The 17,394-nt window shown below is 69.3% G+C and carries 16 protein-coding genes, 1 tRNA gene and 1 pseudogene; 12 read left to right on the top strand and 6 right to left on the bottom strand.

The window, feature by feature from the left end; genetic code table 11:
• The 8 genes and pseudogenes from AC13HU_RS11640 to AC13HU_RS11605 form a co-directional block, all read left to right on the top strand.
• Positions 1–434, top strand: a pseudogene (locus tag AC13HU_RS11640) (hypothetical protein); the annotation flags it as partial.
• Positions 435–504: 70 nt separating this feature from the next.
• Positions 505–578: transfer RNA gene (locus tag AC13HU_RS11635), tRNA-Ala, on the top strand.
• Positions 579–1,144: 566 nt separating this feature from the next.
• Entirely contained in the window at positions 1,145–2,371 is a 1,227-nt protein-coding gene (locus AC13HU_RS11630) for an eCIS core domain-containing protein (RefSeq protein ID WP_483041729.1), read from the top strand.
• A 32-nt stretch (positions 2,372–2,403) separates the two neighbouring features.
• Positions 2,404–2,529, top strand: coding sequence for a hypothetical protein (locus AC13HU_RS11625; RefSeq protein ID WP_483041728.1), 126 nt, complete (start codon positions 2,404–2,406; stop codon positions 2,527–2,529).
• Between the two features lie 415 nt (positions 2,530–2,944).
• Positions 2,945–3,817 carry a putative RNA methyltransferase gene (locus tag AC13HU_RS11620; RefSeq protein WP_483041727.1) on the top strand — a complete coding sequence of 291 codons (873 nt, stop codon included), beginning with the start codon at positions 2,945–2,947 and terminating at the stop codon, positions 3,815–3,817.
• A 195-nt stretch (positions 3,818–4,012) separates the two neighbouring features.
• Positions 4,013–4,624, top strand: a complete 612-nt coding sequence (locus AC13HU_RS11615; RefSeq protein WP_483041726.1) for a GTP cyclohydrolase II — start codon at positions 4,013–4,015, stop codon at positions 4,622–4,624.
• A gap of 269 nt (positions 4,625–4,893) precedes the next feature.
• A complete protein-coding gene (locus AC13HU_RS11610; RefSeq protein ID WP_483041725.1) occupies positions 4,894–5,493 on the top strand; it encodes a TetR/AcrR family transcriptional regulator in 600 nt (199 codons plus the stop codon).
• A 191-nt stretch (positions 5,494–5,684) separates the two neighbouring features.
• The gene (locus AC13HU_RS11605; protein ID WP_483041724.1) at positions 5,685–7,904 is read left to right on the top strand and encodes an MMPL family transporter; all 2,220 of its coding nucleotides are present in this window, start codon (positions 5,685–5,687) and stop codon (positions 7,902–7,904) included.
• A 113-nt stretch (positions 7,905–8,017) separates the two neighbouring features.
• Here the strand turns inward: AC13HU_RS11605 and AC13HU_RS11600 are convergent, their stop codons facing one another.
• From AC13HU_RS11600 to AC13HU_RS11580, 5 genes are all read right to left on the bottom strand, one after another.
• Positions 8,018–8,542: a methylated-DNA--[protein]-cysteine S-methyltransferase gene (locus AC13HU_RS11600; RefSeq protein ID WP_483041723.1), complete on the bottom strand. Its 525-nt coding sequence runs from the start codon at positions 8,540–8,542 to the stop codon at positions 8,018–8,020.
• On the bottom strand, positions 8,539–10,074 hold the full coding sequence (locus AC13HU_RS11595; protein ID WP_483041722.1) for an AlkA N-terminal domain-containing protein: 1,536 nt from the start codon (positions 10,072–10,074) through the stop codon (positions 8,539–8,541). Before AC13HU_RS11595 ends, AC13HU_RS11600 begins: the two co-directional genes overlap by 4 nt.
• A 193-nt stretch (positions 10,075–10,267) precedes the next feature.
• A complete protein-coding gene (locus tag AC13HU_RS11590) occupies positions 10,268–10,585 on the bottom strand; it encodes a GNAT family N-acetyltransferase (protein ID WP_483041721.1) in 318 nt (105 codons plus the stop codon).
• Complete coding sequence (locus AC13HU_RS11585; protein ID WP_483041720.1) at positions 10,582–10,848, bottom strand: DUF2630 family protein; 267 nt, start codon at positions 10,846–10,848, stop codon at positions 10,582–10,584. The genes AC13HU_RS11590 and AC13HU_RS11585 overlap by 4 nt, the downstream gene beginning before the upstream one ends.
• Before the next feature lie 78 nt (positions 10,849–10,926).
• Positions 10,927–11,784 (bottom strand): MerR family transcriptional regulator, encoded by an 858-nt coding sequence (locus AC13HU_RS11580; RefSeq protein ID WP_483041719.1) that lies wholly within the window; start codon positions 11,782–11,784, stop codon positions 10,927–10,929.
• A 222-nt stretch (positions 11,785–12,006) separates the two neighbouring features.
• Here AC13HU_RS11580 and AC13HU_RS11575 point away from each other — a divergent pair, with 222 nt between their 5' ends.
• The 4 genes from AC13HU_RS11575 (at position 12,007) to AC13HU_RS11560 (ending at position 15,737) form a co-directional block, all read left to right on the top strand.
• A complete protein-coding gene (locus AC13HU_RS11575; protein WP_483041718.1) occupies positions 12,007–13,530 on the top strand; it encodes a flavin-containing monooxygenase in 1,524 nt (507 codons plus the stop codon).
• Positions 13,527–14,495: an alpha/beta fold hydrolase gene (locus tag AC13HU_RS11570; protein WP_483041717.1), complete on the top strand. Its 969-nt coding sequence runs from the start codon at positions 13,527–13,529 to the stop codon at positions 14,493–14,495. The genes AC13HU_RS11575 and AC13HU_RS11570 overlap by 4 nt, the downstream gene beginning before the upstream one ends.
• Positions 14,492–15,394, top strand: coding sequence for an SDR family oxidoreductase (locus AC13HU_RS11565; RefSeq protein ID WP_483041716.1), 903 nt, complete (start codon positions 14,492–14,494; stop codon positions 15,392–15,394). The genes AC13HU_RS11570 and AC13HU_RS11565 overlap by 4 nt, the downstream gene beginning before the upstream one ends.
• Before the next feature lie 118 nt (positions 15,395–15,512).
• On the top strand, positions 15,513–15,737 hold the full coding sequence (locus AC13HU_RS11560; protein WP_483041715.1) for a hypothetical protein: 225 nt from the start codon (positions 15,513–15,515) through the stop codon (positions 15,735–15,737).
• Positions 15,738–15,964: 227 nt separating this feature from the next.
• Here the strand turns inward: AC13HU_RS11560 and AC13HU_RS11555 are convergent.
• On the bottom strand, positions 15,965–17,394 hold a 1,430-nt coding region (locus AC13HU_RS11555), incomplete at its 5' end, for a S41 family peptidase (RefSeq protein WP_483041714.1).

The following is a 17,394-nucleotide window of genomic DNA, read 5'->3' as shown; positions in this document are numbered from 1 at the left end:
CCGCCCAGGGTGCCCGCCCGGCGCCTTCCGCGGCGCCCGCACCGTCCCCCCGCTCCGCCGATCGCCGCGCCCTGGTCGAGCAGACCGACCACGCCGAGTGGATCGACCAGCAGCGGGCCCAGCAGTCCGCCGACGACGGCTGGGCGCCCGTACCGGTGCCGCTGCCCACCTACGTGACCGCGCCCGTCGCCCCCCGTACATCCAGGGGCGTCGACCTCGGCGCACCCGGCACGTGGAGCTCGGCCCGCTCCGGTACGACGCCGGGTGATTCCGCGGCGGCGCGCGAGCAGCGCGACCACCACGATGCCCAGCAGCCCCGTGAGGCGGCCCAACCGGGCGAGCAGCAGCCCCCGGCGCGCCGCCCGCGTACCACGCGGACCCCGCTGTTCGACCAGTACGCGGACCCCGACCGCCCCCGCGCCGCCAACGAGTGAGTGTCGTGGACCAGCCGGTATCAGGTTCACGACCACCGCCCCGGGGATGCTAGAGTTTTCCTCGTTGCAAGGGCCTGTGGCGCAGTCCGGTAGCGCACCTCGTTCGCATCGAGGGGGTCAGGGGTTCGAATCCCCTCAGGTCCACAACGCGACTGTTCTTGAGTGTTAACTCGGGAAGAGTTCACGAGATCCCGTCCGGCCGATTGATCGGGCGGGATTTTGGCGTCTCCGCGGTCTGTACGAGGCGGCGGCCGAGTAGGTGGCATCGGACCTGGTTGCCTGGTTGTCAGCATCGGTGTCGCGATCACTGCCTGGCGACACCTGGGTCCGCTGCGGGCACGCCAGCTCGACGTCACCCTGGTGATGTCCTTGCCCTCCTTGCCTTGTGGCCTCTCCCGTACGGGACGAACTGCGTCTGCCCCTGAGCCCGTTCGTACAACGGTCGGCGACGTCGAGGTCGGTGATGTGAGCAAGGGATGTCGGAGTGTGGGGACCTCGTGGCGGCGAGCGGCTTGTCGTCGTCCACGCGCTGCGTGAGCACCTCCGAGGGCACCGTGCTCTGCCCTTCTCGCCCTCCCGTACGGTCCGGGCTCCGTGTAGTCATGGAACTGCCCGTCCGTGCCGTGACAAGGGATTTACCTCATGCGTGCCCATGAAAGTGACAAGACGCCGCAAGCGGCCGTACGTCGTAAGGCGGCCGGCCGAGCGGCATCGCAACCCTCACTTCCGGCAGCCTTCCAGCCCGGCGGGGTGGACGGGGCTTCGCTTCTGGCTCTGCAACGCACTGCGGGCAATGCCGCGGTGGCCGGGATGCTGGAGCGGGCCCAGTCGGGTGCCTGTGGGCATCAGCCCGTCGCCCCGGCCCCAGCAGTGCAGCGTTCGGCTGTCGACGAGGTGCTCCGCACCACTGGTACGCCCCTGGTGGGACCGGTCAGGCGGGACATGGAGGCCCGGATCGGAGCGGACTTCTCCGATTTCGGCTGCACACCGGGACCGCCGCCCAGCGCTCCGCCAGTGAGATCGGCGCCCGCGCCTACACCTCCGGCAACCACGTGCTCATCGGCGACGGCGGCGCGGACCGGCACACCCTTGCACACGAGTTGACGCATGTCGTCCAGCAGCGGCAGGGCCCGGTCGCGGGGACCGAGAACGGCCAGGAACTGAAGATCTTCTCCCCGCGCGATCACTTCGAGCGTGAGGCCGAAGCCAACGCGACCCGGGTGCTGGCCGGCCCGGCGCCCGTGCAGCGGACGCTCGAGAGCGCGACAGACGAACACTTCGGCGAGCCGGTCGTGCAGCGCGCCATCACCTATGCGAAGGGCAGATGGTCGCGGGACAACCTCCCGCCGGACCGCTTCGCCGAGCGGCTCGCCAAGGTCTCCGGCGAGCAGGATGGCGTTCACTTTGCCATCCCGTACCGGGACCTGTTCAAGGCGCTCGAGGAAGTATCCGTCACGGTCGAGATCGACGATGAGACGAACTTCGCGTGTGCGCGTGCAAAGTTCACCATCGACGATCAGACCGCGCAGGGCGGCGTGCTGCAGATCAAGCCGCTCGCCGATGACGCGTCGCCTCGCGAACTAAGGGAGTTCGCCGCGACGGTGTCCCATGAGATGCAGCACGCCCTCGACTCCGTCACCGGCAAGTTCAAGTCCCATACTCCCAAACTGACGATGAAGGAGCGGTGGATCTGCTCGGAGTTGCGCGCGTTCGGCATGGAGGCCGCGGCGGCGCTCAAGCTCGCTATCGGGGACAGCTATCTCAGAGTGAGGGCAAGCTCTCCGCAGTGGTCGGGGGTATCGAGGCGAGCAGACTCTCTCCCGAACGCAAGCAGCTCGCCCTCGAGTTCCATCGCATGGACAGCTACGTGCACTCAGGGGCTGTGGTCCTGTCCGCCTACGGGAGCGCGGGTTCCATCAAGGAGAGCGCGCTCCTGAACCGCCTCGCCGGCTATCTGCGGGTCTACCAAATGGTCACGGATGTTCCGACCAACGAGGCTGCACGGGCGTGGCTGGAGGCGCATCCGGTCATCGTGCAAAAGGGGATCCTGGAGGGCGTCGACCTGTTCCACCAGCAGCGCCCCCAGCCCAAGTAGGACAGTCGGCGCCGGTCTTGCCTGCGTGCAGCCTCTTGGGCCTGCCATGGAGCAGCAGTTCTTACGCATACCGGTAGCTCGGTGGCGGTGCGTACGGCCGTGGGGCGCCCGTGTCCGTTCGCGGCGGTGGTTGCGGCCCGCCCGGGCGTCCGTCGGCGAACGCGGTCCGAGAGATCGTTCCGTGAAGCCCGTTCCGAGCCCGTAGACGGGCTTCTGCCGCGACGGCACCGCTCGGGTGGGGAAAACCCACTCGGTCCGACTGTGGGGCCGCAGGGGGCGACCCAGCGGGTGCTGGCGGCTTCCGGTTCCTGCCGCCCGGCGCCGACCACGTACCGTCGACCCTGACCCTGACCCTGACCGCGACCGCGACCGCGACCGACGCCGAGCAATACCGAGCAATACCGAGGAACAGAGCATGACTCCATCCGTGTTCGAGGACGGCGACCCGCGTCGCAGGCTCCTGGATGTCCTTCGCTGCCCGCTGTGCGGCGACGGCCTCCGCGCGTCGGCGGGCGCCCTTCGGTGCGGCAGACAGCACACCTTCGACATCGCGCGCCAGGGGTACGTCAGCCTCCTGACGGGCGATATGCGGGCGGGGAGCGCCGACACCGCACCGATGGTCGGCGCCCGTGACGCGTTCCTGGGCGCCGGGCACTACGCGCCGCTGGGCCGCGCAGTGGCAGAGGTTGCGGCCCGATGGTGCGAGACGCGGGCCGCCGTCTTGGACGCGGGCGCCGGCACCGGCTACTACCTCGCCGCCATCCTGGACGCGGTGCCCGAGGCGGTCGGGCTTGGCTTGGATGTTTCCAAGTTCGCGCTGCGGCGGGCGGCACGCACCCATCCGCGGGCGGCCGCAGCTGTATGGGACGTGTGGCGTGACCTTCCGGTGCGGTCGGGGTCGATGGACGTCGTGCTGAACGTCTTCGCGCCGCGCAACGGCCCCGAGTTCCGGCGGGTTCTGCGTCCGGGGGGTGCGCTTGTGGTGGTCACCCCGACTGCGCGGCACCTGGCCGAACTGCGCAGTGCCGCGGGTCTGCTGACGGTCGACGCGGCGAAGGACGAGCGGCTCTCGCGCACGCTCGACGCCCACTTCCGGCCTGCGCGCGCTGACGTGCTGGAGTTGGAGTACAGCTTGCGTCTGACCCCCCAGGAGGCGAACGACCTCGTGTCCATGGGTCCCTCGGCCCGGCACGTCGATGCTGGGGAACTGGGCCGACGTATCGCGACCATGGGCGACCCGGTCGAGACGACCGCGTCCTTCGCCGTGGCGGTCTACCGGCCGAGGTGACGGGCGGTGGAAAACCGGGACGCGCCCTGGAAGCGCGGGTGGTCGCGTCCACTCCGTGAGGGCTCTGCGCCCCACGGTGACGCTGCCGTGTGACCTGAGGCACGTGATCCGGGGGAAATAAATGGCGAAGCGAGGGAGCTTGATGTTTCAAGATCTTCCGAGGGAGTGTCGATTACGGTTGACGCTGGTGTGGCTGTGGCCGCCGCCAAGGTCCGTACGAAGGTGCGTGTTCCGCTTCGGTTCTCCGACGGGTGGGGGGCGACCGCCGATGTATATACGTTCACCGGTCTGGTGGACGGCAAGGAGCACCTGGCGCTGGGTATTGGCGACTACCGCAACAGCGACGTGCCGCTCGTGCGACCGCACTCGGAATGCATGACGGGTGATGTGTTCGGCTCCGAACGGTGCGACTGCGGGCCGCAGTTGAGGGAGTCGGTGGAACGGATCGCCGCCAGTGGTGGCTACTTGCTCTACCTGCGGCAGGAGGGGCGCGGGATCGGGCTGTACGCGAAGCTCGACGCCTATGCCCTTCAGGACGACGGCCTCGACACCTACGAGGCGAACCTTGCCCTCGGTCGCGGCGAGGAGGAGCGCGACTACACCGCCGCCGCACAAATGCTCGTCGCCCTGGGGGTCGGGAGCATCCGGCTGCTGAGTAACAACCCTGACAAGGCGCGACAGCTCGACGCCTTGGGTGTCGAGGTCATCGAGCAGATTCCGACCGCCGTTCACGTCTCGGCGTCCAACGTCAGCTACCTGCGGGCGAAGGCCGAGCGCACTGGGCACACCATCGCGCTGCCGGCGTGACGGTCGGGCTGGACGCAGTCGTGCGTGAGGGACGAGTACGCGGGGGTGCGACGCCAGGGTGTCAGGGGGTGTCGGGGTACCAGGTCGAAACAAGCTGATGGGGGCTTGACGGTTGCCTGGTGGTGACGTGATACGGCCCACGATCGAAACGGTGGCGTTTCGATCGCGGGCCGGTTACTGTCTTAGGTGTACGACATCGTTTCGAAGCGCGTTCATGCGGTGATGAGTCCGTATGATCGGTGCGACCAATTGGGCAGGGAGGTGAGGGCATGTCGCCGGAAACGGGCACCTCTACGCGGCGCAGTCGCCTGACTCCCGAACGTGAGCAGGAGCTGTACGAGGCTGTGGTCGACCTGCTGCGCGAGGTCGGCTACGAGGCACTGACCATGGACGCCGTCGCCGCCCGTACCCGCTCCAGCAAGGCCACTCTCTACCGCCAGTGGAAGGGCAAGCCGGAACTGGTCGCCACGGCGCTTCGTCAGTGCAAGCCGATCTCCCTCGCGGACATCGACACCGGTTCGCTCGCGGGCGACCTACACGAACTCGTGCGGCTGCACGACGAGACCGAGGTCAAGCGCGACCAGGAACTGATTCGCGGACTGTCGCACGCGGCATTTCAGAATATCGACCTGTTCCGCGCCCTGCGCGATCTGCTCATCGAACCGGAACTGGTCAGCTTTGCCGAACTGGTGCAGCGTGCGGTGGACCGCGGTGAATTGGCTGCGGACAACCCGGCGCGCGACTTCGTGCCGCACATGCTGTTCGGAGGGGCGCTGGCCCGCCCGATCATCGAAGGCATCGACCCCGATCCTGAATACAGCCACAAATACATCGACGCGGTGGTCGTCCCCGCACTCGGCCTGTCCTGAGCTCAGCGGCCCGATGATCGGTCCGGTCGGCCGGGTCAGTTCGTCCGACCGTTGATCCGACTACGCCCGAACCACTGAACCTTTCCGTACCACCACATCAACACACCACGCTCCACCTGACACGCCGCTCTCGTCGTCGGGCTGGTTCCTCACGCCCATGACCGCCCCTCCTGACGGGAGCTCATGCCTCCATGGCCACATTCCTCTACAAGCTGGGCCGGTTCTCCTTCCGGCAGCGGCGCTACGTGGTTCTGTTGTGGGTGGCGCTGCTCGCCCTCGCGGGCCTCGGCGCCGCGACTGCGCGGTCCGCTCCGGCCGACAACTTCACCGTCCCGGGCACCGAGGCGCAGCAGGCGTTCGACCTGCTCCACGACCGCTTCCCCGGTACCAACGCCGACGGCGCGTCCGCGCGGATGGTCTTCCAGGCGCCCAACGGCCAGAAGATCACCGCGGGACCGAACAAGGCGGCGGTCGAGAAGGTCGTCACCGATCTGAAGAACAGCCCGCAGAAGGCGACGGTCACGGACCCGTATACCGCGGGTGCGGTCAGCAAGGACGGCACCACCGCGTACGCGTCCGTCAGCTATGTCGCCAAGTCGACAGAGGTCACCGACGCGACGCATACCGCGATCGAGGACGCGGCGCAGCACGGCCGTGACGCCGGGCTGACCGTCGAGACCGGCGGCTCCGCGCTCCAGGCGTCACCGGAGACCGGCAACAGTGAGGTCATAGGCATCGGCATAGCGGCGGTCGTGCTTTTGATCACGTTCAGTTCGCTGGTCGCCGCCGGGTTGCCGCTTCTGACGGCGATTATGGGTGTCGGTGTCGGAATCGCGTCGATCACCGCCCTGGCGACGACACTCGGCTTGTCGAGCACGTCCTCGACGCTTGCGTCGATGATCGGACTGGCGGTCGGCATCGACTACGCGCTGTTCATCGTCTCACGTCACCGACATGAGCTTATGGAGGGCCGAGACGGCGAGGATGCGGCGGGTCGGGCGGTCGGTACGGCCGGTTCGGCCGTGGTATTCGCCGGACTCACCGTGCTGATCGCCCTGGCGGGCCTCGCGGTGGTCAACATCCCGATGCTCACCAAGATGGGTCTGGCGGCGGCCGCGACGGTTGCGCTGGCCGTGCTCATCGCGCTCACACTCATCCCCGCGCTGCTCGGCTTCGCCGGCCCCAAGGCGCTCAGCCGCAAGGTGCGCAAGGGGCGTGCCAATCCGACGGGCAAGCCGAACATGGGCACGCGCTGGGCGCAGCTCGTCGTGCGGCGTCGGGTGCCGTTCCTGGTCGCCGCGGTGGTGGCGCTGGGTCTTGCGGCCATTCCGATGAGCCGGATGGAACTCGGCCTGCCCGACGACGGTTCGCAGCCGGTCAGTACCACCCAGCGCAAGGCGTACGACATGCTGTCGGACGGTTTCGGGCCGGGCTTCAACGGGCCGCTGATGGTGGTCGTCGACGTGGCACACAGCAAGCAGCCGAAGTCGGCAGCTCAGGACGTCAAGCAGACCATCGCGGGCTTCGCCGACGTCAAGACGGTGACCGGGCCGGCGTTCAACCCGAAGGGTGACACGGCGACCCTCACCGTGGTGCCCGCGTCGAAGCCGAGCAGCACGCAGACCGAGGACCTGGTGCACACCATCCGCGGTCATGCGGGTGACTTCACCGACTCCACGGGCGCGAAGGTCCTCGTCACCGGCACCACCGCGATGAACATCGATGTCTCGCAGAAGCTGAACGACGCGCTGCTGCCGTACCTGGCACTTGTCGTGGGACTGGCGTTCCTGCTGCTGATGGTCGTGTTCCGTTCGGTGCTGGTGCCGTTGAAGGCGGCGCTCGGCTTCCTGCTGTCGGTGCTCGCGGCGCTCGGCGCGGTGGTGGCCGTCTTCCAGTGGGGCTGGCTGTCCGGTCTGATGGGCGTTCAGCAGACCGGTACGATCATGAGCATGATGCCGATCTTCATGGTCGGTGTGGTCTTCGGACTGGCCATGGACTACGAGGTGTTCCTGGTCACCCGAATGCGTGAGGCGTACGTGCACGGCGAGTCGCCGCGTCAGGCGGTCGTGACCGGCTTCACCCATGGTGCGCGGGTGGTGTCCGCGGCCGCGGTCATCATGATCAGTGTGTTCGCTGGGTTCATCGGATCGTCGGAATCGATGATCAAGATGATGGGCTTCGGGCTTGCGATCGCGGTCGCGTTCGATGCGTTCGTCGTAAGGATGACGATCGTGCCGGCGGTGCTCGCGCTGCTCGGGCAGTCCGCTTGGTGGCTGCCGCGCTGGCTGGACCGCGCGCTGCCCAATGTCGACGTCGAGGGCGAGCACCTGCGTAAGAACCTCGCCGAGCGGCCGAGTCGCGTCGCGTCCTCGGACGAGGACGAGGAGGACCGGGCGAGCGTGCGGGTGTGACGGTCATATCGTCGTCGCGCAGTTGGTTCGGGCCCCGGCCGGTCGTGGTGACCGGCCGGGCCCTGCACACCCAGATGGAGTGGCACGGCGTCATGTCACTCGCGCGGGTGCCGTCAAGTCAGGGTCGGCTGGTGTGCGCCGCGTTCGAGGTCGAGCAGCCACTGCTTGCGGGTGAGACCGCCGCCGTAGCCGGTGAGGCTGCCGTCGGCGCCTACGACACGGTGGCAGGGGACGATGATGCCGATCGGGTTCTTGCCGTTGGCCAGCCCCACCGCGCGGGAGGCGGTGGGGCGTCCCATCGCCGCGGCGAGTTCGCCGTAGGTGACGGTCTCGCCGTAGGGGATGTCGCACAGTGCCGCCCACACGCGCTTCTGGAAGGGCGTGCCGATCATGTGCAGGGCGAGGTCGAAGGAGGCAAGTTCGCCGTCGAAGTAGGCGGCGAGCTGTTCCTCGGCGCGGTCGAAGGCGGGCAGGTCCGAGCGCGGGCCGAAGCTTTCCAGTTGTGGGAGGTGCCGTTGGTCGGTCATATAGAGGCCGCTGAGCTCACCCTCCCGGGCGACAAGCGTCAGCGGGCCGCAGGGGCTATCCACCACGGTGTGGACGGCGGACGCCGTCGTGGTCGTCGTCACGGTGCTCATGGTGCGGTGCCTTCCATAACTGAAGTGCCACGGCTATCGGAGGGTTTGGCGGCTGAAGGGTCGTCGTCGGGAAGGACGTTGATCGGATGATCGCCCGTTGCCCACAGGTACTGCGTCGCGTATGCACGCCAGGGCTGCCAGGCGATGGCATGACGGGTCAGCGCGGCCGGGGTGGTGGGCAGGCCGAGGTCGCGGGCCGCGTATCTGACACCGAGGTCGGTGGGGAGAAACGCGTCCGGGTCGCCGAGTGCGCGCATGGCGATGGTCTCCACAGTCCACGGCCCGAAGCCCGGGAGGGCCGCGAGCCGGGCTCTGGCGCGTTGCCAGTCGCTGCCGACGTCCAGGTCGAGTTCGCCGTCCACCAGGGCCCGTAGCAGCGCTGCGAGAGTGTCCTTGCGGGTCTGCGGCATTGCCAGCGACGCGGGGGCGCGCTCGATGAGCGTCTCGGGCGACGGGAACAGGTGGGTGAGGCCGCCGCCCGGGTCCGCGACGGGCTCCCCGTACGCCGTCACCAGGCGTCCTGCGTGGGTGCGCGCCGCCGACGTCGAGATCTGCTGGCCGAGCACCGCGCGCACCGCGAACTCCGGCCCGTCGGCGACCCGTGGCACCCTGCGTCCAGGCGCCTTGGCGACCAGGGGTGCCAGCACCGGGTCGGACGACAGGAGCGCGTCCACAGCGAGCGGGTCGGCGTCCAGGTCGAGCACGCGGCGGCAGCGGCTGATCGCCTGTCCGAGGTCACGCCAGTCGGTGAGCGACAGCCGGCAGCCGATGTGGTCGGATTCCGGCCGCAGCGACACCGTGCCGGAGCCGTTCGGCAGCCGCAGCGTGCGCCGGTACGCCCCGCCGCGCCACTCCTCGACACCCGGGACGGCGGTGGCCGCGAGGTGGCCGAAGAGGTTGTCAGGGTTGAGCGGGCGGCGGAACGGCAGCCGTAGCGCTATAGAGCCCGCCGCGGCGGTCGGGCGGCCCTTGGCGACCCTGGCGCGCAGTTCACCAGGGGTCAGGGCGAACACCTCCCGCACGGTGTCGTTGAAGGTGCGGATGCTGGCGAAGCCGGCCGCGAACGCTATCTCGCCCATCGGCATGGCCGTCGTCTCGATGAGCAGCCGTGCGGTCTGCGCGCGCTGGGCCCTGGCAAGCGCCAAGGGGCCCGCGCCCAACTCGGCGAGCAACTGACGCTCGACCTGCCGCGCGCTGTAGCCGAGCCGGGACGCGAGGCCGGGTACGCCCTCCCGGTCGACCACGCCGTCGCCGATCAGCCGCATCGCCCGGGCCACGAGGTCGGCTCGCTCGTTCCACTGTGGTGAGCCGGGGCTGGCATCCGGGCGGCAGCGCTTGCAGGCACGGAACCCGGCCTGCTGAGCGGCCGCCGCGCTCGGGTAGAACGTCATGTTCTCGACCTTCGGCGGCACGACGGGGCAACTCGGCCGGCAGTAGATACGCGTGGTCAGCGCCGCGGTGAAGAACCACCCGTCGAAACGGGAGTCCTTCGACTGCACGGCCCGCACGCAAGCATCGAAGTCCGTATGCATCTCACCAGTGTCGCGCCTCGTCACAGCATCGGTCTGGCGAGAATCCGACACGGACCTCAAAGGCATACGACATGGGCGGCGGCTGGGCCGCGTCCATGGATGCCAGCTGTCGGGCCGGCGCCCTTGGGTGCACGGCCTGGCACCCAAGGGCGCTGGTTACGCGTTCAAGGCCAGAGGCGCGCGCCCAGAATGCCTAGTCAGTCACCTTGCTGTCAGGTGCGTAGCGCAGGTCCTCGTAATCGGGGTGCTTGCTGATCCATCCGTCGATGAAGGGGCAGATCGCCAGGACCCCCAGTCCGCGGGCACGGGCGTCGTCGAGGGCAGCACGGGCCAGCGCGGAACCGACGCCGCGGCCTTCGTAGCCTTCCTGCACCTCGGTGTGGACGAAGGCGATCAGCGCGTCACCGCGCAGGTAGGCGGCGAAGCCGGCCAGGCCGCCGTCCGTACGGGCTTCGTAGCGCTGTGCGGCAGGGACGTCGACGACAGTGAGGTCGTCGGGGGCGGGACTCACGAACGGTAGCCCTCGACGGTCGAGGAGGGCCGTACGCGGGCGCCTCCCGGATCCTCGCCGGCCTCGGACAGGGCGCGGCGCTGGCGTAGCAGGTCCCAGCACTGGTCAAGTTCGCGCTCCAGGGCGGCGAGGCGTTCGCGCTGGTTGCCGCCTTCGTCGCCGCCTCCCGCGAGCAGGTCGCGCAGGACCTTCTCGTCGGACACCATCTTGCTGATACGACCCAGGATGGCCTGCTCGGCGTTAGCGTCTTGAGGCTGTTGCACGGGGCACCTCCCGATCGATGGGCCGTTTCCACTCTCTCAGGTCGTACGGTACGACGCGCGCGGGGCGCGGGTCAGTACTCAGGGGTGGCGGGTGGCGGGTCCCGGTCGCTCGTCGGTGGGCTCGGGCGTGGCATCGGCGTCGCGGTTCGGGTCCGTGCCACGGGCGTCGCCATGGGCGCCGGAGGGCGGTTCTACGTGGCTTCGCATCCAGGTGTCGATCTCGGCGCGCACCCTGCGGTCCATGGCGAGCGACATCTCCGCGTCGACGATGTTCTTGGCCAGCGGGCGCAGTCGTTGCAGGGACTCGGCGATGCGGTGGGCATCGTCGGGCGTCAGGCCGGTCAGGCCCCCCATGACGTGGGACTTGATGACCTGGGTGAACAGGTCGGCCATGGCGTCGACGTGGTTACGTACTTCTCGGCCCGCGGCGAGAACGGCGGACAGCGGCACGCCTTCGCGGACGAGCGCGGCAGAGGCGTCCAGCAGGCGGCGGCTGACGTGCACGACCTGCTCGCCGTCGACTGCGATGTATCCGATCTCCAGGGAGTCGGTCAGGTTGTCAGGGCTTATGTCCTCGCCGAAGTAATCGGCGAGCTCCTGGGGGCTGAGCCTTACCGGTGTCTCCTCGGACCACGGGGTGGCGAGGGCGCCTTCCAGCCCGAGGAGTTCGGCGACACCGTCCAGGGTGCGGCCCTGCTCCCAGGCGGCAATCAACTCGGCGATGCCGCCTAGGGTGTGACCGCGCTCCAGGAGAGCGGAGATGGTGCGCAGACGCGCGAGGTGGTCCTTGGAGTACCAGGCGATCCGCCCTTCGCGGCGCGGCGGCGGGAGTAGGCGCCGCTCGCGGTAGAACCGCAGTGTCCTGACGGGGATGCCGGCTGCTTCGGCCAGTTCCTCGACGCGGTACTCGCGCGGCCCGGTCGCGTTGTCGTCCACGGCGCCAGCCTAGGGGGTGCAGAAATGGTTCCCATCCGCCGACCGTGGTGCTCCTCCGCGCGCCCGCCCGTCGTACATGCGCCAGGGCGGTGCCGGGCGTGGTGGGCGCCGTGGGCGGTCGAAATCCGGACCTACCCCTACCGGAGGTAACGCCTGGTGCCTTACAGTCCGACTGTGCCAGTGATTGCTGGCGTGATTGAGGGAAAGCGGGAAGGCGGTGCCATGGACGACGACATCGAACACGTGCGGGTGGCGGTGATCGGGTCCGGCTTCGGCGGTCTAGGGGCCGCGGTGAGGCTGCGGCAGGAAGGGATCACCGACTTCGTGATCCTGGAGCGCGCGGACGCGGTGGGGGGCACCTGGCGCGACAACAGCTACCCGGGCTGCGCCTGCGACGTGCCCTCCCATCTCTACTCGTTCTCCTTCGCGCCGAACCCCGACTGGCCTCGCGCCTTCTCCGGCCAGGAGCACATCCGCGCCTACCTCGAACGGGTCGCCGACACCTTCGGGCTGCGGCCGCACCTGCGCTTCGGCGCCGAGGTGCTCCAGGCCCGCTGGAACGTCGAGGCACGGCACTGGCACCTGACGACGGCCGGCGGCGAACTGATCGCCGACGTGGTGGTCTCCGCGACCGGACCGCTGTCCGACCCGAAGATTCCGGATGTGCCGGGCATCGAGGACTTTCCCGGGCGGGTGTTCCACTCCTCGCGCTGGGACCACGACTTCGACCTCAAGGGCAAGCGCGTCGCCATGGTCGGCACCGGGGCGTCCGCGATCCAGATCGTGCCGTCGATCCAGCCGGAGGTCGGGAAGCTGACCGTCATCCAGCGCACCCCGCCGTGGGTGATGCCGCGGGTGGACCGGCCGATAGGTGCGGCGGAGCGGTGGCTGCACGGCACGGTGCCCGGCACCGCGAAGATGCGGCGTGGCGTGCTCTGGTTGATCCGGGAGTTCCAGGTCGGCGCGTTCGTCAAGCGGCCGAAGCTTATGAAGGCGGCCGAGCGGATCGCACGCGGCCACCTGAAGCGGTCCGTCAAGGACCCTGGGCTCCGGGCCCGCCTCACACCGGACTACATCATCGGATGCAAGCGCATCCTGTTGTCCAACACCTACTATCCGGCGCTCTCGCAGCCCAACACCGAGGTCGTCACCTCGGCGCTCAGTGAGGTGCGCGGCTCATCCGTGGTGACGGCCGACGGCACCGAGCGCGAGGTCGACGCGATCATCTTCGGGACCGGCTTCCATGTCACCGACATGCCGATCGGCGATCGGGTCATCGGATCGGACGGTCGCAGCCTCAGCGAGCACTGGAAGGGCGGCATGGCCGCGCTGCGTGGCTGCGCCGTGGATGGCTTCCCGAATCTTCTGTTCATCATCGGACCGAACACCGGTCTCGGGAACAGTTCGATGATCCTGATGATCGAATCGTCACTCAACTACGTGGCCGACTACATGCGCACGCTGGAGCGTTCGGGTGCCGTAGCCCTGGATGCGAAGCCGGCGGCGGTCGCCGCGTGGAACGAGGAGATGCAGCGCCGCGCGTCGCGCACCGTGTGGAACACCGGCGGCTGCAAGAGCTGGTACCTGGACGCCAACGGCCGCAACACCACGGCCTGGCCCGGCACCACCGCCGAGTTCCGGCGCGCTACCAGGCAGTTGAAGCTGTCCGAGTACAACCTGCTGGCACCCGCCGGACAACCGGCTGCCGCGTCCGCGACCGGGCGGGCCGCGGAGGTGGCGTCATGACCGCGCCGTACGAGGCGGTGCAGCCGCGCAGGACGCTGACCGCGGTCTCCGCGGACGGGACGCGCCTGAACGTGGAGGAGTACGGCCGCTCCGACGCTCCGACGGTCGTACTGTCGCACGGGTGGACGTGCTCGACGCTGTTCTGGGCGCCGATCGTGCGCGCCCTGTCATCGGATTTCCGGTTGATCGCATACGACCAGCGCGGCCACGGTCTCAGTGCGGCGCCGGCCACCCGCAAGGGTTACGGCACAGGTGTATTGGCCGATGATCTGCAAGCCGTACTGGAGGCTGTGCTGCCCGACGGCGAACGCGCGTTGCTCGTCGGCCACTCCATGGGCGGTATGACGATCATGGCGGCCGCCGAGCGGCAGTCCGTACGCCACCGGACCGCTGCGGCGCTGCTGGTGAGCACCGGCAGCAGCCGACTGCTCGGCTCGACACAGGTGCTGCCGCCACGATTGAGCGCGCGGTGGCTGCGGCGTGCGTTCCACCGCCAGTTCCTCGTCTCGCGCCTGCCGCTGGGCCCGGTCACGCCGATGGCCAGGGCTGCGTTGAAGTACGGGGTGATGAGCCCGGGTTCGACACCCGAACAGGTGGCGTTTTGCGCTCGGATCGTGCACGCCTGCAGGGCGCGGCAGCGTTCCGCGTGGGGCAAGGTGCTGGCCGCGCTGGATCTCGACGCCGAGGTGGCCGCGCTCACTGCGCCTACCGCGGTCGTCGTCGGCACTGTCGACAAACTCACTCCCAAGGTGCACGCGCACCGCATCGCCGCCACGCTGCCGCACTGCGTCGGGCTGACCGAACTGCCCGGCCGCGGTCACATGACGCCGGTCGAGGACGCGCCCGCCGTCGAGGCGGTGATCCGCACTCTGGCGGCCGATCATCTGACGGAGGGTGACGCGACATCGGAAGGTACGACAAGCGGTCAGGCTGTGACGGTCGGCGAACAGGAGAAGAGCGCATGAGCGGATCATCGTTGGACGGCCGGGTCGTGGTGGTCACCGGCGCGGCTCGCGGCGTCGGTGAGCTGCTCGCCCGCAAACTCGCCGCGCGCGGCGCACGGTTGGCGCTGGTCGGCCTCGAACCCGATGAGCTGAAGAACGTCGCCGCGTCACTGGGCGGTGAGGCGGCCAACTGGACCGCCGATGTCACCGACCGGGCGGCGATGGCCCAGGTGGCCGCCGACGTCCGGGCGCACTTCGGGCGGATCGACGTCGCCGTCGCCAATGCGGGGGTCGCCACCGGCGGGCCGTTCCTCGAGTCGGACCCCGACGCCTTCGACCGGGTGATCCAGGTCAACCTGTTGGGCAGCATCTCGACCGCACGGGCGTTCCTGCCGGCGCTCGTTGACTCGCACGGCTATTTTCTGCAGATCGCATCGCTGGCGGCGATCACCCCCGCGCCGCTGATGGCCGCATACTGCGCGAGCAAGTCGGGTGTCGAGGCGTTCGCGCACAGCCTGCGCGCCGAGATGGGCCCCAAGGGTGTCGAGGTCGGCGTCGGCTACTTGAGCTGGACCGACACCGACATGGTGCGCGGCGCCGATGAGGACGACGCGCTGCGGGCCATGCGCGCGCGGCTGCCGTGGCCGACCAACCGAACCTACCCGCTGGAACCGGCAGTTGAGCGGATCGTCGCTGGGATCGTACGACGATCCCCTCATGTGTACGCGCAGTGGTGGCTGCGTGGCATGCAGCCGGTGCGCGGCTACCTGCCGTCGATCATCGGAGGCGCGCTGGGGCAGCGGGAGATGCGCCGGGCCGCGCCGGCACTGGCACGAGCAGCTGGGATGCGGCGCGGCCTGGTCGGCAGGGGAGGGGCCGCGGACGAGTCGGCGCGCGCGTCCGCGCATCACGCTCCGTAGCGGTAACCACGCTGTAACCACTCGCCGACCTGGGGTTATTGTCCCAGGATGCGTGGGGTGTCCGGCCATGTAAGTCTTGTCGAGGCCCCATCCCCACAAAACTCCAGGAGGAGTAGCCATGGGCGCTTTCGATCAGTTCAAGGACAAGGCCGAGGACTATGCCGAGCAGGCCAAGGGTGCGCAGAGTGGCAAGCGGAACAAGTCCGCTGACGCCCAGAACCCCGAGCAGGCCCAGCGCGGCATGCAGCAGGAGGGGCAGGAGCGTCGTTCCGACCTCGAGGACCAGGTGTCGCGTCGCATGGGCCGCGAGTCCGAGGACGACAACCAGGACGACTGGGCCTGACGTCCGCTTGAGCTGACCTCGGCGTCGCGCCTCGCGCTGACACCGGGAAACGCCGTGACACGGAAGGGGCACCCCCTGTGGGCGCCCCTTCTGCGTGCCTTGCGGCGGCCATTGCGTCCGCACGCTGCCTTCGCGCCCTTGGTAGCTGTCCGCCGCCAAGGGCGCGAAGGCAGCGTGCGTGGGCCGGACGGCGCCCCGTTGGTGCTCCCTGCTGTCGCCCGGTTCTCCTAGGTGCGCGGCGGCAGCGGCGGGCGGGCGCGGGAGGGGCGGGAGGACAGGTCGGGCGGCACCGCCGCCGGGTGCTCGCCGAGCAGCAACAGCGCTTCGCGGACGGCGACGGCGAGTTGGCCGTGCCTGCCCTCCGCCCAGTCGAGCGGGGTGCGCAGGCACTCGATGTCGGGTGCGACGCCATGGTTCTCGATGGACCAGCCGTAGGCGTCGAACCAGGCGGCGTTCATCGGCACGGTGATGACCGTGTTGTCACCCAGGCGGTGCCGGCCGGTCATACCGACGACGCCGCCCCAGGTGCGCAGACCGACCACCGGGCCGAGTCGCAGCAGCTTGAACGCCGCGGTGATCATGTCACCGTCGGAGGAGGTGGCCTCGTCGGCGACCGCGACCACCGGGCCGCGCGGGGCGTTGCCGGCGTAGGAGACGGGTTGGGCGTTGCGGGTGACATCCCAACCGAGCACCGTACGGGTGAGTTTCTCGATGACCAGTTCGCTGATGTTGCCGCCGGCGTTGCCGCGTACGTCCACCAGCAGGGCGTCGTAGGCGACTTCCTTGCGCAGGTCGCGGTTGAACTGCGCCCAGCCCGAGCCGCCCATGTCGGGGATGTGCAGATAGCCGCAGCGGCCGCCGCTCAGGTGCCGGACGACGCTGCGCCGCTTGGCCACCCAGTGCTGGTAGCGCAGTGGCCGCTCGTCGATCAACGGCACCACAGCGATACGGCGGGGCGCGCCGCGGCCGCCGGGCGGGGTGAAGGTCAGCTCCACGGTGGTGCCGCCCGCGCCCGACAGCAGCGGGTACGGGCCCGCCTGCGGGTCGACGCGGCGGCCGTCGATGTGGGTGAGGATCGCGCCCTCGCGGATACCGGTGCCGGCCAGTGGCGAGCGCGCCTTGGAGTCGGACGACTCGCCGGGCAGGATGCGGGCGACCGTCCAGGTGCCGTCCTTGTTGTGCTGGAAGTCGGCGCCCAGCAGGCCGATGGGACGCTGGTAGTGCGGCGGGCCCTCGTTGCGGCGGGCGGGCTGCACGTAGGCGTGCGAGGTGCCGAGTTCGCCGAGGACTTCGCGCAGTAGGTCGGCGAACTCGTCGGGGGTGGCGACGTGTTCGACCAGCGGCCGGTACTGGTCGAGGATCGCCGGCCAGTCAACGCCGCACATGTCGGGTGCCCAGAAGTAGTCGCGGATGAGGCGGCCCGCCTCCGCGTACGACTGACGCCACTCGGCGGTCGGCTCCACCTCGTGCAGGATGCGGCGCATGTCGACGTAGACCGTGGAGTCGTCGTCGCCGCGCTCGGTGGCGGGCAGGACGGCGAGTTCGCCCTCGTCGAAGACGGCCAGTCGCAGGCCGTCGCCGCTGACCGCGTACCAGTCCATGTGGCGGACGAGTTCGGTGCGCTTGGACTTGCCGAGATTGAAGTGCTCCAGGGTGG

The sequence above is a fragment of the Streptomyces sp. NH27 genome (genome assembly GCF_056859195.1).
The sequence above is the reverse complement of the archived record's forward strand: the minus strand, read 5'-3'. Positions and strand labels throughout refer to the sequence as shown.